The 15,426-nt window shown below is 67.5% G+C and carries 17 protein-coding genes; 9 read left to right on the forward strand and 8 right to left on the reverse strand.

Annotation, left to right across the window (positions count from 1 at the left end; genetic code table 11):
* Positions 1-80 precede the first annotated feature (80 nt).
* From AC3FNH_RS00335 to AC3FNH_RS00345, 3 genes are all read left to right on the forward strand, one after another.
* Entirely contained in the window at positions 81-1,103 is a 1,023-nt protein-coding gene (locus AC3FNH_RS00335) for a complex I NDUFA9 subunit family protein (protein WP_276099231.1), read from the forward strand.
* 182 nt (positions 1,104-1,285) lie between these two features.
* Positions 1,286-1,975, forward strand: a complete 690-nt coding sequence (locus AC3FNH_RS00340; RefSeq protein ID WP_488718700.1) for a glutathione S-transferase family protein — start codon at positions 1,286-1,288, stop codon at positions 1,973-1,975.
* 38 nt (positions 1,976-2,013) lie between these two features.
* Positions 2,014-3,261: a multifunctional CCA addition/repair protein gene (locus AC3FNH_RS00345; protein ID WP_488718701.1), complete on the forward strand. Its 1,248-nt coding sequence runs from the start codon at positions 2,014-2,016 to the stop codon at positions 3,259-3,261.
* On the opposite strand, the gene AC3FNH_RS00350 is transcribed toward AC3FNH_RS00345, so the two are convergent.
* The gene (locus tag AC3FNH_RS00350; RefSeq protein ID WP_276099234.1) at positions 3,238-3,432 is read right to left on the reverse strand and encodes a DUF2905 domain-containing protein; all 195 of its coding nucleotides are present in this window, start codon (positions 3,430-3,432) and stop codon (positions 3,238-3,240) included. The two genes, AC3FNH_RS00345 and AC3FNH_RS00350, sit on opposite strands and share 24 nt — an antisense overlap.
* Positions 3,433-3,444: 12 nt before the next feature.
* Positions 3,445-4,647, reverse strand: a complete 1,203-nt coding sequence (locus tag AC3FNH_RS00355) for a class I SAM-dependent methyltransferase (protein WP_276099235.1) — start codon at positions 4,645-4,647, stop codon at positions 3,445-3,447.
* 15 nt (positions 4,648-4,662) lie between these two features.
* Here AC3FNH_RS00355 and AC3FNH_RS00360 point away from each other — a divergent pair, with 15 nt between their 5' ends.
* The 3 genes from AC3FNH_RS00360 (at position 4,663) to ttcA (ending at position 6,978) form a co-directional block, all read left to right on the forward strand.
* A complete protein-coding gene (locus tag AC3FNH_RS00360) occupies positions 4,663-5,487 on the forward strand; it encodes an SDR family oxidoreductase (protein ID WP_276099236.1) in 825 nt (274 codons plus the stop codon).
* Between the two features lie 70 nt (positions 5,488-5,557).
* Positions 5,558-5,959 carry a dihydroneopterin aldolase gene (locus AC3FNH_RS00365; protein WP_276099237.1) on the forward strand — a complete coding sequence of 134 codons (402 nt, stop codon included), beginning with the start codon at positions 5,558-5,560 and terminating at the stop codon, positions 5,957-5,959.
* An 80-nt stretch (positions 5,960-6,039) separates the two neighbouring features.
* Complete coding sequence (gene ttcA, locus AC3FNH_RS00370; protein WP_488718702.1) at positions 6,040-6,978, forward strand: tRNA 2-thiocytidine(32) synthetase TtcA; 939 nt, start codon at positions 6,040-6,042, stop codon at positions 6,976-6,978.
* 68 nt (positions 6,979-7,046) lie between these two features.
* On the opposite strand, the gene AC3FNH_RS00375 is transcribed toward ttcA, so the two are convergent.
* Positions 7,047-7,874 carry a DUF6279 family lipoprotein gene (locus AC3FNH_RS00375; RefSeq protein ID WP_488718703.1) on the reverse strand — a complete coding sequence of 276 codons (828 nt, stop codon included), beginning with the start codon at positions 7,872-7,874 and terminating at the stop codon, positions 7,047-7,049.
* A 318-nt stretch (positions 7,875-8,192) separates the two neighbouring features.
* Between AC3FNH_RS00375 and glmU the strand changes: the two genes are divergently transcribed.
* Both glmU and glmS read left to right on the forward strand, forming a co-directional pair.
* Positions 8,193-9,557 carry a bifunctional UDP-N-acetylglucosamine diphosphorylase/glucosamine-1-phosphate N-acetyltransferase GlmU gene (glmU, locus tag AC3FNH_RS00380; protein ID WP_488718704.1) on the forward strand — a complete coding sequence of 455 codons (1,365 nt, stop codon included), beginning with the start codon at positions 8,193-8,195 and terminating at the stop codon, positions 9,555-9,557.
* Positions 9,558-9,703: 146 nt separating this feature from the next.
* A complete protein-coding gene (gene glmS, locus AC3FNH_RS00385) occupies positions 9,704-11,542 on the forward strand; it encodes a glutamine--fructose-6-phosphate transaminase (isomerizing) (RefSeq protein WP_276099241.1) in 1,839 nt (612 codons plus the stop codon).
* Positions 11,543-11,668: 126 nt separating this feature from the next.
* Here glmS and AC3FNH_RS00390 read toward each other — a convergent pair whose 3' ends face one another.
* The 4 genes from AC3FNH_RS00390 to AC3FNH_RS00405 form a co-directional block, all read right to left on the reverse strand.
* Entirely contained in the window at positions 11,669-11,872 is a 204-nt protein-coding gene (locus AC3FNH_RS00390; RefSeq protein WP_276099242.1) for a YgaP family membrane protein, read from the reverse strand.
* Between the two features lie 161 nt (positions 11,873-12,033).
* Positions 12,034-12,465 (reverse strand): YeeE/YedE family protein, encoded by a 432-nt coding sequence (locus AC3FNH_RS00395; RefSeq protein WP_276099243.1) that lies wholly within the window; start codon positions 12,463-12,465, stop codon positions 12,034-12,036.
* A 1-nt stretch (position 12,466) separates the two neighbouring features.
* Positions 12,467-12,901, reverse strand: a complete 435-nt coding sequence (locus tag AC3FNH_RS00400) for a YeeE/YedE family protein (RefSeq protein ID WP_488718705.1) — start codon at positions 12,899-12,901, stop codon at positions 12,467-12,469.
* The gene (locus AC3FNH_RS00405; RefSeq protein ID WP_488718706.1) at positions 12,895-13,233 is read right to left on the reverse strand and encodes an ArsR/SmtB family transcription factor; all 339 of its coding nucleotides are present in this window, start codon (positions 13,231-13,233) and stop codon (positions 12,895-12,897) included. The genes AC3FNH_RS00400 and AC3FNH_RS00405 overlap by 7 nt, the downstream gene beginning before the upstream one ends.
* Before the next feature lie 177 nt (positions 13,234-13,410).
* Here AC3FNH_RS00405 and AC3FNH_RS00410 point away from each other — a divergent pair, with 177 nt between their 5' ends.
* Positions 13,411-13,914, forward strand: coding sequence for a winged helix-turn-helix transcriptional regulator (locus AC3FNH_RS00410; protein WP_488718707.1), 504 nt, complete (start codon positions 13,411-13,413; stop codon positions 13,912-13,914).
* A gap of 27 nt (positions 13,915-13,941) precedes the next feature.
* Here the strand turns inward: AC3FNH_RS00410 and AC3FNH_RS00415 are convergent, their stop codons facing one another.
* The gene (locus AC3FNH_RS00415; protein ID WP_488718708.1) at positions 13,942-15,408 is read right to left on the reverse strand and encodes an efflux transporter outer membrane subunit; all 1,467 of its coding nucleotides are present in this window, start codon (positions 15,406-15,408) and stop codon (positions 13,942-13,944) included.
* Positions 15,409-15,426: the final 18 nt, after the last annotated feature.

Consider the following 15,426-nt stretch of genomic DNA (forward strand, 5'->3'; position numbering starts at 1 on the left):
GGGTGCGCGCCCCGTCTCTTCGGGGCGCGTGCCATGACTGGCCTGCCGCCGCGTGCCGTTTTCCTTGCACGGAGGCATCCATGCAGACCAGCAATGTCCTGATCGTCGGCGGCGCCGGCTTTATCGGCAGCCATCTTGCTTCCCGGCTGGCCGGCGCAGCCTCGGCCTCCGGCGCGCCGCTGGAGCCCGGCTCCAATCCGGATTCCCCCATCGCGCCCGAGCGCATCGTGATCGGCACCCGCAACGTGGAGCATGCGCAGCACCTGCTGCTGTTGCCGCGTGTCGAGGTGGCCGAACTGGGGCTGGCCGACAATGCGGCGCTCGACGATGCGATCGGCCCGCTCGGCACGGACGGCATCGTCGTCAACCTCGTCGGCGTGCTGCACGGCGAGCGCGGCGATCCGTATGGCCCGGAATTCGCGGCGGCCCATGTGGAGATGGTGAGGCAGGTGGTTGCCTCGTGCCTGAGTACGGGCGTCCGCCGCCTGGTGCATATGAGCGCGCTGGGGGCCGACAGCAACGGTCCATCGATGTACCTACGGAGCAAGGGGGACGGCGAGCGCATCGTGCGCAGCAGCGGCCTGGACTGGACGATCATGCGGCCCTCCGTGGTCTTCGGCCCGGACGATCACTTCCTCAACCTGTTCGCACACATGCAGGAAATGGCCCCAGTGGTGCCGCTGGCCTGCGCGCACGCGCGCTTCCAGCCCATCTACGTGCAGGATGTGGTGCAGGCCTTCGTCAATGCCATGGTCACGCCGGCGACCATCGGCCGCGGCTATGACCTGGGCGGACCGCAGGTCTACACGCTGGAAGAGCTGGTGCGCTTTGCCGGGCGCGCGTCGGGCCACCCGCGCCCAGTGATTGCGCTGCCCGACGCGTTGGCGCGGGTGCAGGCCGCGGTGATGGAGCACATGCCCGGCGACACGCTGCTCTCGCGCGACAACCTCGATTCGATGCAGCTCGACAATGTGCTGCACGAACCGATGGCCGGCGAGCTTGGCCTGCAACCTGTCGGACTGGAAGCCGTGATGACCGACGTACTGTCCGGCCGCAACCGGGACGCGCAGCTCACGGTCATGCGGGCAAGCGTGCATCGCTGATCCGCGCTGGCGCTTGTGACCAGGATTCACAGCGGTTGCGAGCGCTTTTCGCTTTGAGGCGCATCACTGCGCTGGCAGAATGACTGATTCGGCGCCGCAGCATGCTGGCGCGCCGGTTCCCGGGCAAGCGGCGCCATGCTGTCCGGCAACCTCTTCCCATCCCGCCCCCCAAGGATCCTGCGATGAAGCTTGTCATCGGCAACAAGAATTACTCGTCCTGGTCGCTGCGCCCGTGGCTGCTGATGCGCCATGCCGGCATTGATTTCGAAGAAGTGCAGGTACGGCTGTTCGTCGGCAGCTTCGCCGCCGAGATCGCGCGGTATTCACTGGCTGGCAAGGTGCCGGTGCTGGTGGACGGCGACATTCAGGTGTGGGACAGCCTGTCGATCGCCGAATACCTGGCCGAGCGCTTTCCGGAAAAGGCGCTATGGCCCGCCGGCCGCGCCGAGCGCGCCTATGCGCGCTCGATCTGCGCCGAGATGCATGCCGGCTTCACGAACCTGCGCAACCAGTTGCCGATGAACGTGACCGCGGTACTGCCCGGGCGCGGCTGGAACGTGGCGGTGCAGCGCGAGGTGGACCGCATCGCGCAGATCTGGACCGACCTGCGCGCGCGCCATGGCGATGCCGGGCCGTTCCTGTTCGGCGCCTTTACGATCGCCGACGCGTATTTCGCGCCGGTGGTCAGCCGGTTTGCGACGTATGGCATCCACCTGCCCGATGCGGCCAAGGCGTATGCGGACTTCATGCTGGCGCTGCCGGCCATGCAGGAATGGGTCGCCGGTGCGCACGAAGAACGCGACTTCCTGGCTGACGACGAGCCATATCGGCTGGCGCCCGAGCGCGCCGACGCGATTATCATCAACCACTGAGCGCCGCATCGGCGGCGCACCATAGCGAGACCAAGACAATGCAGGTGTACGCCGTCGGCGGCGCAATCCGCGACGAACTGCTGGGCAAGCCCAGCCAGGACCGCGACTATGTCGTGGTGGGGGCCACCCCGGCCGCGATGGAAGCCGCCGGCTACAAGCCGGTCGGCAAGGACTTCCCGGTGTTCCTGCATCCGCGCACGAAAGAGGAGTACGCGCTGGCGCGCACCGAGCGCAAGACCGCCATGGGCTACAAGGGCTTTGCGTTCTACTGCGAGCCCGATGTCACGCTCGAGGACGACCTGGTCCGGCGCGACCTGACCATCAACGCGATGGCGCGCGCGGTCGATGCCGATGGCAACCTGGTCGGCCCCGTCATCGATCCGCACGGTGGGCAGCGCGACCTGGCGGCGCGGCAGTTCCGCCATGTCTCCGATGCGTTTGCCGAAGATCCGGTGCGCATCCTGCGCGTGGCGCGCTTCGCCGCACGCTTCCACGAGTTCACGGTCGCACCCGAGACCGTGGCGTTGATGCGCAGGATGGTGGACGCCGGCGAGGTCGATGCGCTGGTGTCCGAGCGCGTCTGGCAGGAACTCGCGCGCGGGCTGATGGAGGCGCGGCCGTCGCGCATGTTCGAGGTGCTGCGCGAGTGCGGCGCGCTCGCGCGCCTGCTGCCCGAGCTGGACCGGCTGTGGGGCGTGCCGCAGCGCGCCGACTACCATCCCGAAGTCGATACCGGTGTGCATGTAATGATGGTGATCGACTGCGCCGCCGCCATGGGTACGCCGCTTGCCGTGCGCTTCGCCGCGCTGGTCCATGACCTGGGCAAGGGAACGACGCCTGAAGACGTGCTGCCGCGTCATCTGGGGCACGAGGGCCGCAGCGTCGAGCTGCTCGAAGAGGTCTGCAAACGCCTGCGCGTGCCTAACGACTGCCGTGACCTGGCGGTGGTGGTGGCGCGCGAGCACGGCAATATCCACCGCTGCCTGGAATTCGGCGCTGCCGCGGTGACGCGCCTGCTCGAGCGCTGCGATGCACTGCGCAAGCCCGCTCGCTTTGCCGATGCGCTGCTTGCGTGCGAGGCGGACAAGCGTGGCCGCAAGGGCTTCGAGTCCGACACCTACCCGCAGCGCAGGTGGTTGCTGGCCGCGCTGGAAGCAGCCGCCGGCGTCGACGCCGGAGCCATCGCGAAGGCGGCGGCCAATGACGTCAGCCAGATCAGGGAGCGTGTGCACGCGGCGCGCGTGCAGGCCGTCGCGGCGCGCCTAGATCAGCTTGCCGATCACTAGCGCCAGCAGCGACAGCAGGATCGTCGAGGCGAACGGCAGCATGTAGTCGCGCCCGAACAGGCGGAAGCGCACATCGCCGGGCAGCCGGCCGATGCCGAGCTTCTGCAGCCATGGCAGCGCTGCCGACAGCACGACCACGCACAGGAAGATGGTGAGTGTCCAGCGCAGCATGGCGGCAATGGCTCAGAGCGTGTGGCAGCGGTCGCCGCGGGCAAAGCCGGCGAGCGGCTCGCTGTCGTCCAGGCCGCGGGTCAGCGCGATCACCTTGAACAGCTCGCCCATCTCGGCTTCGGACAGCAGCTTCTGCACGGCGTTGGCGGCCGGCAGGAAGGCGCGCGTGTCGGACGGGTCCAGCGTCATCAGCAGGTCGGTGATACCGGCGTTCATCAGGAAGCGCGCCTGCGAGGTGAAGCCCGCCACGGCCAGGCCGGCATCGACGGCGGCATGCGCGATGGCGCTGAAGTTGACGTGCGCCGTGATGTCCTGCAGCCCCGGATACAGGAACGGGTCCGGATGCGCGTGATGGCGGTAGTGGCACATCAGCGTGCCGCCGCTGCGCTGCGGGTGGTAGTACTCGCCGGACGGGAAGCCGTAGTCGATGAAGAACGCTGCCCCGCGTGCCAGCATGGCGCCCACGGCGCGCACGAAGCCGTCGGCCTCGGCATGGGTTTCGGTGACGATGTCGTGGTCGCCCGGCATGGCGTGCAGCGCATCGGGGATGTCGTGCGCGGGAACCAGCCGGTCTTCGAACGTGAAGGCATGCGCGGCGGTGCTGTCATCGCCCGTGACGGAGCGGGCCGCGCCGCGTTCATGCCACCGGCCGCCCGTGCGCGCGAACAGGCGCACCGGCATCGCGTCCAGCACTTCGTTGCCGACGATGATGCCCTCGAAGCGCTCGGGCAGCGTGTCCAGCCACTGCACGCGCGGCGCCAGGTGCGGCGCGTGCCGGGCCAGCGTGTCCTGCTGGCGCGCGCGCAGTTCGCCCGACAGTTCGACGATGCCGTAGGACTCGGGCAGTTGGCCTTCCTGTTCCAGCGCCAGCAGCAGGTCGGCCGCCAGGCGGCCGGTGCCGGCGCCGAATTCGAGCATGCGCGGCAGGCCCTGGGCCAGCAGCGGCGCGAACTGGCGCGCGAGCGTGCGGGCGAAGAACGGGGTCAGTTCCGGCGCGGTGATGAAATCGCTGCCGTCGCGCGCATCGCGCCCGAATTTGGCGGCGCCGCCGCTGTAGTAGCCCAGCCCGGGCGCGTACAGCGCCAGCGACATGTAGCGGTCGAAGCCGATCCAGCCGCCGGCCGCATCGATGCTTTCGCCGATCAGGGTGGCCAGCGAGTCGGAGGCGGCCAGCGCATCGGCGGGGGGAAGGGGTAAACTAACGGCTTTCTGCATGCCTCGATTGTAGCAATGCCCGAATCGAATCAACCTGCCGGCGCACCGGCCCGGACGCAAGCCGCAGCGGCGCATGGCGTGGCCATCGTCACCGGCGGCGCGCGCCGGCTTGGCCGTGCCATCGCGCTCGAACTGGCCGCACAAGGCTGGGACGTGGCCGTGCACTGCCACCGCTCGCGCGACGAGGCCGAAGCGCTGGCTGCCCGGATCCGCACCATCGGCCGCCGCGCGGCGGTGCTGCAGGCCGACCTGGCCGACGAAGCCGCCACCGCGAAGCTGATCGCTGACTGCACCGCCGAGATTGGCGTGCCGATCTGCCTCGTCAACAACGCTTCGCTGTTCCAGTACGACGTTGCCACCAGCTTCTCATATGCGTCGCTGGACACGCATATGCGCACCAACGTGGCGGCGCCGCTGCTGCTGGCGCGTGAGATGTACAAGGCACTGAGCGCCGATGCGGCCGCCGCCGATCCGCGTGGCGTGGTGATCAACCTGCTCGACCAGAAGCTGGACAACCTGAACCCGGATTTCCTGTCGTACACGCTGTCCAAGGCCGCGCTGCAGACCGCCACGGTGCAGCTGGCGCAGGCCTTCGCCCCGCGCCTGCGCGTGGTGGGCGTGGCGCCCGGCATCACGCTGGTGTCGGGCGAGCAGTCGGAACAGAGCTTCCGCCGCGCCCACCGTGTCACGCCGCTGGGCAAGTCGTCGACCCCCGAGGACATTGCCCAGGCCGTTGCCTACCTCGCGCGCGCGAACGCCGTGACCGGCACCACGCTGTACGTCGACGGTGGCCAGCACCTGATGCCGCTGGCGCGCGACGTGATGTTCCTGACCGAATGATGTGACCCAGCTGCCGCGCCATCGCACTGGCGCGGCAGACCTCCCTCCCGAATTACCTTTCCCGCCTGCCATGACCATGCTCGCCGCCCTTACCCATCCCAGCCTGCAAGACTGCCGCCGCATGTTCTTGCGTAATTACGAAGTCCAGATCAATATCGGCGTGCACGAATTCGAGAAGAAGGGCGAGCAGCGCGTGCTGATCAATATCGACCTGTTCGTGCCGCTGGCCGCGAGCACGCCGCAGGCCGACAAGCTCGAGGAAGTGGTCGACTACGATTTCATGCGCAACACCGTGGCCGAGCGCATGGCGCAGGGCCACGTGCACCTGCAGGAAACGCTGTGCGACGACGTGGCCCGTGCCATGCTCAAGCACCCGAAGGTGCGCGCCGTGCGCGTGTCGACCGAGAAGCCGGATGTCTACCCGGACTGCGATTCGGTCGGCGTGGAAGTTTTCCACATCAAGCAGGGCTGATCCGTCCCCGGGTAAAATCTTGGCCCTTCCGAGCCGTCCGGCCATTTCATCCGGGCGGCCGCAATGATCAGGTATGTCTCATGAGCCACTCCAATAACTTCTACCGCCTCGAGACGAGGCTGCAATCGCAAACCGGCAAGGCCATCGGCGACTTCGGCATGATCGAGGACGGCGACACCGTGCTGGTCTGCATGAGTGGCGGCAAGGACTCGTACACCATGCTGTCGGTCCTGATGGCGCTGCAAAAGCGCGCGCCGATCCGCTTCAAGCTGATCGCGATGAACCTGGACCAGAAGCAGCCCGGTTTTCCCGAGCATGTCTTGCCGGAGTACCTGAAGAAGCTGGGCGTGGAATACGTGATCGTCGAGGCCGACACCTACTCGATCGTCAAGGAGAAGGTGCCCGAGGGCAAGACCACCTGTTCGCTGTGCTCGCGCCTGCGCCGCGGCGTGATCTACCGCACGGCCAAGGAGCTCGGCGCCAACAAGATCGCGCTGGGCCACCACCGCGACGATATCGTCAACACCTTCTTCCTGAACATGTTCTTCGGCGGCAAGATGAAAGCCATGCCGCCGAAGCTGGCCACGGACGATGGCGCGCACGTCGTGATCCGCCCGCTGGCGTACTGCGCCGAGAAGGACATCGCCGCCTATGCGCGCGCGATGGAATTCCCGATCATCCCGTGCAACCTGTGCGGCTCGCAGGAAAACCTGCAGCGCAAGAAGGTCAGCGAGATGCTGCAAGGCTGGGAGCGCGAGAACCCCGGCCGTATCGACAACATCTTCGCGTCCCTGCGCAACGTGGTGCCGTCGCACCTGGCCGACACCGACCTGTTCCCGTTCACCGGGCTGGCCACGGGCCTGGCCAAGGTGGACGAGGCTTCGCTGTTCGGTGAGACCACCTTCACGCAGCAGCCGCTGGTGTTTGCAGGCAGCAGCGACGAGAACCGGATGGAGTTCGTGCGCTTCGAGCGCCCTGGGCAGGCACCCGCGGCCGCCCCGCAGGCCAGCGCCCAGTAATCCTGCCAGCGGCGAGCGAACGCCCGCGTTCTCACGCGGGCGTTTTGCCTTGGGGCTTCGGGCGCGCGCTATGGATTGGCCGCCTGAGCCGTGTTGCCCTGGCGCTCGCGCATCAGGCTGTGGGTGTCGTCGATCCATTTCTGGAAGCGGTCCACGGCATGCGCCTTCTGCCTGGGGGTGGTGAGGTTGGCGATCGTCATGGCCAGCGCCACGCCGGCCTGGTTGTTGGCATCGTAGCTCGCTGCGCGAGTCTGGCCCGGCGGGTGTTGCCACTGGTCGCCATAGCGGCGCAGCAGTTCGACCACCTGCGCCTTGGGCGGACGCGTCTGCTGGACCTGGCGCGCCAGCGCCAGCCATTCCTCCTGTCGCCGCAGCCGCTCCGCGTAGCGCGCCTGGACGCCTTGCATCAGCGGGCCCATGGCAGCATGGATGGCCTTTTGCTGCTCATCGGAGAAGCTTCCGTAGATCAGCTTCGCGTAGTCCATCACCTTGTTGAAGCGCGCCGCTTCACGGTCCTCGGCGCTGCCGCTCAGGAACTTCTTGCGGTATTTGGTGTTGCCCTCATCGAACTTCCTTTCAATCCGGTCGATTTGCGCTGGCGTCAGCGTGAGCAGCAGGTCCGCCACGTCCGGGATGGCCTGGTCGAATGACTGACGGGCCAGAAGCAGGCCGGATTCCCGGAGCTGCGCTATGGCCGGCGCGCTGACCGGCTGCTGGACCTGGTCGCGGGCCTGGGTCAGCAGCGCCGAAATTTCAGGCAGTTGAGCCTGCCGGTGCCAGGCAAAGAAGCGTGCAATGGCATCGCGCGTGGACGGCTCCTGGGCACCACTGACGTCGACATAGTGGTCGATCCACCAATAGGCCAGCCGGTCGCCCTGCTGGTACCCGGTCTTCATCGCGCTGCAGGCGCAAAGGATCGCCGTGGCAAATATTGCCAATAAGCGGCATAGCCAACGATTGTGAAAATCGGAAACAGGGGCGTATTGGGCAGAAATCGTCATGTTAAAATCGCCGCGCATCTTGCCAGGGTTGCCCGACCGCCCGCAAGCCCAGTCCTAGCAACGGTTTGGGCGGCTCCGCTAAAGGCGAAAGCCAGCGGGCGAAAGCCAGCGGGCGAAAGCCAGCGCCGCCGGGCTCGCGAAGGCCGGTTGTCGAACATACGGCTGGTGCTTTAAAGAATATATTTCCCGATACACGCGCCAAGGGGTCTCCTTGTGAATATCGTCATTCTCGCCGCTGGCATGGGCAAGCGGATGCATTCCGATTTGCCCAAGGTCCTGCATCCGGTTGCCGGGCGGCCGATGCTCGCTCATGTCATCGATACGGCACGCACCTTGTCGCCGTCGCGGCTGGTTGTCGTGGTCGGTCACGGCGCGGACCACGTGCGCGAGGCCGTGGCTGCCGACGACGTTACCTTTGCCGAGCAGGCCCGGCAGCTCGGGACCGGACATGCGGTGATGCAGGCACTTCCTCAATTGGACGACAGCCTGCCCACATTGGTTCTCTACGGCGACGTGCCGCTGACCACGGCGGCGACGCTCAAGTCGCTGGTCGATGAAGCCGGCGATTCCCGCTTCGGCGTCCTGACGGTCGAGATGCCGGATCCCACCGGCTACGGCCGCATCGTGCGCGATGCGGCGGGCAGCATCGTCCGGATCATCGAGCAGAAGGACGCCAGCGAGGCCGTCCGCGCGATTCGCGAGATCAATACCGGCATCATCGTGTGTCCGACCGGCCACCTGCGCCGCTGGCTGTCCACGTTGCGCAATGACAATGCCCAGGGCGAGTACTACCTGACCGATACCGTCGAGCGCGCGGCGGCCGAAGGCGTCGAAATCGTCTCGGCACAGCCCGCGGCGCTGTGGGAGACGCTTGGTGTCAACAGCAAGGTCCAGCTTGCCGAGGTGGAGCGCATCCACCAGCGCAACCAGGCCCAGCGCCTGCTCGAAGCCGGCGTGACGCTGGCGGACCCGGCGCGCATCGACGTGCGCGGCGAGCTCAGCTGCGGCCGCGACGTCACGATCGACGTCGGCTGCGTGTTCGAAGGCCGTGTGCACCTGGGCGACGGCGTGCAGGTCGGCGCCAACTGCGTGATCCGCAATGCCACCATCGGTGCCGGCGCGCAGGTTCAGCCGTTCTGCCATATCGACAGCGCGAAGATCGGCGCGGATGGCCGCATCGGCCCTTATGCGCGGCTGCGTCCGGGTACCGAACTCGGCGAGGACGTGCATATCGGCAACTTCGTCGAAGTGAAGAACTCGCAGGTCGCGGCGCACAGCAAGGCCAACCATCTGGCCTATGTGGGCGATGCCACGGTGGGCTCGCGCGTGAATATTGGCGCCGGGACCATCACCTGCAACTATGACGGTGCGAACAAGTTCCGCACGGTGATCGAGGATGATGTCTTTATCGGCTCCGATACGCAGCTGGTGGCGCCCGTGACGGTGCGCCGCGGCGCGACCATCGGTGCGGGCACCACGCTGACCAAGGAAGCGCCGGCCGACAAGCTGACGCTGTCGCGCGCCAAGCAGATGACGGTCGCGACCTGGCAGCGGCCGGTCAAGCAGCCGAAGCAGTAAGCAGTGAGTGCGGCCGCCGCGCAAGGCGGCCATCGGGCAACACAAGACGGGGCCGCAGCGGTTGCGGCCGTACCAGCGCGGCAGCAACGGCTGCCGCCGGGATTGAAAACAGGCGCCGGTGTCGGCGCCGACCACGGGGGTACAGCATGTGTGGCATCGTCGGCGCGGTTTCCACGCGCAATATCGTTCCGGTCCTGATCGAAGGCCTGCGCCGCCTGGAATACCGCGGCTATGACTCCTGCGGCGTGGCCGTGGTGCGCGAGGCCTCTGTCGAGCGCGCACGCACCGTGTCGCGCGTGGCGGATCTGGATGCCCAGACGCAGGCATCGGGCCTGGCCGGCACCACCGGCGTGGCGCATACGCGCTGGGCCACGCACGGCAAGCCCGACACCGTCAACGCGCACCCGCACCTGTCCGGCGAGACCATCGCGCTGGTGCACAACGGCATCATCGAGAACTACGAGCCGCTGCGCGAGGAACTTCGCGCGGTTGGCTATGGCTTCGAGTCGCAGACCGACACCGAGGTCGTGGCCCACCTGATCCACCAGGCCTACAGCTACCCGAGCAGCGCCACACGCGGCGACCTGTTCGCGTCGGTGCGGGCCGTGACCAAGCGCCTGCACGGCGCCTACGCCATCGCCGTGTTCGCCAAGGACCAGCCCGAGCGCGTGGTCGGCGCGCGCGCCGGCTCGCCGCTGGTGGTGGCGCTGGGGGACGGCGAGGCCTTCCTGGCGTCCGACGCGCTGGCCGTGGCCGGCACCGCCAACCGCATCATCTACCTGGAAGAGGGCGATGTCGTCGAAGTCACGCGTGAGGGCGTGACCATTCGCGATGGCCACGACCACCTGGTCGAGCGCGAGGTGCGCGTGGTCGAGGCGCATGCCGCCACGGTCGACCTTGGTCCGTACCGCCACTTCATGCAGAAGGAAATCTTCGAGCAGCCGCGCGCACTCGGCGACACGCTCGAAGGGATCGATGGCATTTCGCCGGCGCTGTTCGGCGACCGGGCGGCGGAGGTCTTCCCCGACATCGACAGCGTGCTGATCCTGGCCTGCGGCACCAGCTACTACTCGGGCTGCACGGCCAAGTACTGGCTCGAAAGCATCGCCAAGATCCCGACGCAGGTCGAAGTGGCCAGCGAGTACCGCTACCGCGAGACCGTACCGAATCCGCGCGCGCTGGTGGTTGTGATTTCCCAGTCCGGCGAGACCGCCGACACCATGGCCGCGCTGCGTCATGCGCGCGCGCTGGGCCATACCCACACGCTCTCGATCTGCAACGTGGCGACCAGCGCCATGGTGCGCGAGACCGAAATGCGTTTCCTCACGCGCGCCGGCACGGAAATCGGCGTGGCCTCGACCAAGGCCTTCACCACGCAGCTCGCGGCGCTGTACATGCTGACGCTGGCGCTGGCCAAGGTGCGCGGCTTCCTTTCCGAAGAGGCCGAGGCCAAGGACATGGCCAACCTGCGTCACCTGCCCGCCGCGCTGCATGGAGTGCTGGCGCTCGAGCCGCAGATCATCGCGTGGTCCGAGGAGTTCGCGCGCCGCGAGAACGCGCTGTTCCTGGGCCGCGGCAAGCATTACCCGATTGCGCTCGAAGGCGCGCTCAAGCTCAAGGAGATCTCGTACATCCATGCCGAGGCCTATCCCGCGGGCGAACTCAAGCACGGGCCGCTGGCGCTCGTGACCGAGGCGATGCCGGTGGTGACCGTGGCCCCGAACGACGCGCTGCTGGAAAAGCTCAAGTCCAACATCCAGGAAGTTCGCGCGCGTGGCGGGCGCCTGTATGTGTTCGCCGACAGCGACACGCACATCCAGTCGACGGACGGCATCCAGGTGATCCGCATGCCCGAGCACTATGGCGACCTGTCGCCGATCCTGCACGTGGTGCCGCTGCAGCTGCTGGCGTACCACACCGCATGCGCGCGCGGCACCGATGTGGACAAGCCCCGGAATCTGGCGAAGTCGGTGACGGTGGAGTAAGCCGGGGCAGCGTCCTTTCAGCAGCAGGAAGCTGCCGCTAAATGTTCAGGGGCCCCGCTTGCGCGGGGCCCCTGTTGTTTTTTGTCCGGGACTTTCAGGATTTCCCGAAGGCCAACAGGCGCGAACCTACCTGGCGTCGGGCCGGGATGCCCGGCATGTCTTCACGCCCAGAAGGCTGTAGGCCGGGCAGATGCGCGCGATGCCCGTCACGAGCGGCAGGATGCCAATCCATCCCCAGGCACCTATGCTCCCGGTTGCGGCAAGGACAATCAAGGCCAGGCCAATGACAATCCGGAGAACCCGGTCGACGGTTCCAACATTTGCTTGCATGGCAGGCTCCAGGACAATGTGAGATCGGTGGGTGAGTTGCGGGATGTTTCCGCCGCCCGGCACGCGTTCGCCAGTGAGGCGGAGGTTGTTGAACCACTATCGTCCCTTGCCGGCCATCGGCTCTTGATCTGGCGCAATCACCAGGCAAGGTCAGGGCGCGCTCAGGCTCGCCGCAGGCTGGATGCTGTCCTCTCGGCGATCTCGAACACGGCCATGCCGGCCACCATCGCGGCCACGAAGCCAACGGCCTTCGGATAACCAGCCCCAAGCGCCACCAGCGCCGGCCCCGGGCAAAAGCCGGCCAGGCCCCAGCCGACGCCAAACGCCGCGCTGCCAAGCACCAGGCGCAGTGTCACGGCCGTGCTGGCCGGCAACTGCATGGGCAGCCCGAGCAACGAGCGCTTGCGGCGCCTGGCCACCAGGAAGGCGACCGAGCCGATGACGATTGCGCCCGCCATCACAAAGGCCAGCGACGGATCCCAGCTTCCCGCGAGGTCCAGAAAGCCCAGCACCTTGGCCGGATTGGCCATGCCGGAAACCATCAGGCCAATGCCGAAGAGCAGGCCTGCCAGCAATGCGGTAACGACTGTCATCTCAGCCTCCGATCAGGTGCCGTTGCACGAAGACGGTCAGGAATCCCGCCGCCATGAAGGTCAGCGTGGCGACCAGCGAGCGGACCGAGCCGCGCGAGATGCCGCACACGCCATGGCCGCTGGTGCAGCCGCTGGCATAGCGGGTGCCAAGGCCCACGAGGAAACCGGCGATCATGATCTCGCCCCAGCGCGCATGAATGTCCGCGACGGCCGGCCTGCCAAGCAGACCGGCCAGTACCGGGGCAGCGAAGAGGCCGGCAAGGAAGGCAAGGCGCCATGCCATGTCGCGGCGCGGCAGGTTCAGCAGGCCGCCAAGGATGCCGCTGATGCCCGCGATGCGTCCGTTGCATAGCGCCAGCACGGCTGCCGCCGCCCCTATGATGAGTCCGCCGGCCAGCGACAGGCCGGGCGTGAAGCTGGCAAGGTCAATCAACATGTTGGCTCCGGATCGGGATTGGCACAGAACTGTTCATAGAGGACACCCATGACGGCAAGTGCCTGCGCACTCGCCACCGAGTAGTAGATGTTCTTGCCGTCGCGGCGCGTGGCCACCAGGCCGTTCTCGCGCAGCACGCCAAGCTGTTGCGACAGCGTTGGCTGCCGGATGCCGAGTTGCGCCTCCAGGTCGCCAACGGGCAGTTCGCCCTGGGACAGACGACACATCAGCAGCAGGCGATCGGGATTGGCCAGCACCTTGAGCAAGGCACACGCCTGGGTCGCGGCGGCTTGCATGATGCTGAGGTCGATATCGGGATGGGGCTGGTTCATAGGATGGCTACAGTTGCGTGGCTTATATTATATGAAAACATAAACTATGTATAGATAGATTGAGCCGTCCGCCGGTCGCTTGCATGATTAAAGTGGCGGCAGTAGGATCAATCGGACCGGGGCAGCTGCCTGCCCGCCAGTGATTCCAGCCTTATGCAAAGAAAGACATTCCGGGACATGCAATGCCCGATCGCGCGCAGCCTCGAGCGGGTCGGGGAGTGGTGGAGCATCCTGATCCTGCGCGAGGCGTTCTACGGCGCCACACGCTTCGATACGTTCCAGAAGAACCTCGATATCGCCCCGAACATGCTGACGCGCCGCCTGAACGGGCTCGTGGAGGAGGGGCTGCTTGAGCGGCGCCAGTATTCCGAGCGGCCGCCGCGCTACGAATACGTGCTGACCGACTGCGGGCGTGATTTCCAGCCCGTGATGCTGGCGATGCTTGCCTGGGGCAACAAGCATTTCGCGCCTGAGGGCGTGAGCGTGCAGCTTGTCGACAAGGCGACCGGGCAGCCGGTCGAGCCCGTGCTGGTCGATGCCGCCAGTGGTGCGCCGGTAGACCTGGCGCGCCATGCCATTGCCCCGGGGCCGGCCGCCGGCGAAGGCGTGCGCCGGCGCCTGGCGGATGCTGCGGCATACCTTTCGTCGCAGCCCGCCGCAGAGCAGGCGGAGAGCAGCTGACCTGGCCGGCCGTCACGCTCCCGGCGGTTACCAGCCACCGCCCAGCGCGCGGAACGCGGCCACCGCGGCGCGTGCGTTGTCGGCGCTCACGCGTGCCTGCTGGTCGCGCGCGGCCAGCAGCTGGCGGTCTTCTTCAAGCACTTCGAACAGGCTGACTGCGCCGCCTTTGTAGGCGTCTTCCGCCGCGCCGCGTGACCGTGCCTGCGCATCGACCTCCACGGCCAGGTCCTGGCTCTGCAGTCCCAGCTGGGTCAGCGTGACGATGGCGTTTTCCACATCCTCGGTGGCACGCAGCATCGCCTTACGATAGACGGCGAGCGCCTCGGCATTGGCGCCGCGCGCCTGGGCCACTTCGGCATCGACGCGGCCGAAATCGAACAGGCGCCAGCGCAGGCCCGCCATGGCCGCCGGCTGGAACGTGGCCGCGGTGAACATCTTGCCCGCCGACAGGCTTTCAAAACCGAGCAGCGCCGACAGCGAGAGCTTGGGGTAATACTCCGCCGTGGCCACGCCGATGCGCGCGCTCGACGCCGCCAGCCGGCGTTCGGCCGCGATGACGTCGGGTCGGCGCTCCAGCAGCGCTGCCGGGCCCTGCGCCAGCGGAATCTGCGGCACCACAGTGCGTGGACCCAACGCAGCCAGTTCCGCGGCATACGTGCCGGGCACCGCGCCCATCAGCACGTCGAGGCGGTTGAGTTGCGTGTCGAGCTCGATCTGCAGGGGCGGGATGGTCACCCGGGTTTGCGCGAGCCGCGCTTCGGCCTGTGCCCGTTCGCGCTCGGCGCCGATGCCGTCGGCCAGGCGCAGCTTCACCAGCTCCAGCAGCCGCGCATTGGTCTGGACCTGCTGCTGCGCAATGGCGATGCGCTGCTGCGCGCCGCGCACGCGGAAGTAGGCGTCGGCGGCTTCGGCGGCCACCAGTACGCGCACGCCCATGTGTTCGGCCTCGGCGGCCTGGGCTTCGGCGCCGGCGGCCTCCGAGCCGCGCCGCAGGCCGCCGGCGACGTCGATCTCCCAACTCGCGCCCGCGCCCACGTTATAGAGCGTGTTGTTGCGCTCGAAGCCGGGGTGGGCGCTGGCCAGCTTGCCGAGCGGGCTTTCCAGCGACTGGCGCTGCCGCGCGACGCTGGCCGATAGCGATCCTTCCGGCAGCAGCGCGGCGCCAGCGAAATCAGCCGCCGCCCGCGCCTGGTCGACGCGCGCCACCGACGCGGCCAGGTCCAGGTTCTGCGCAAGCGCGCGCTCGATGATCCGGGTCAATTCGGGATCGTCGAATCCTTTCCACCAGCTATCCAGCGCGGGGGCTGCCGGCGCCGCGTCGCGCGTCTGAAAGTCGACGGCATGCGCGTACTTGGCCGGCAGGTCTGCCGGCGGCGTGCGGTAGTCGGGACCGACCGCGCAGGCGGCCAGGCTGGCGGCCATGGCCGCGGCGGCCAACGCCGCGAGGCCGCGCCCGAAGCGCCGTGCCGGTGGGAAGGGATGCCCTTGCGTCATTTCATACACCTCTCGTTC

Source organism: Cupriavidus sp. 22TCCZM01-5 (assembly GCF_057798915.1).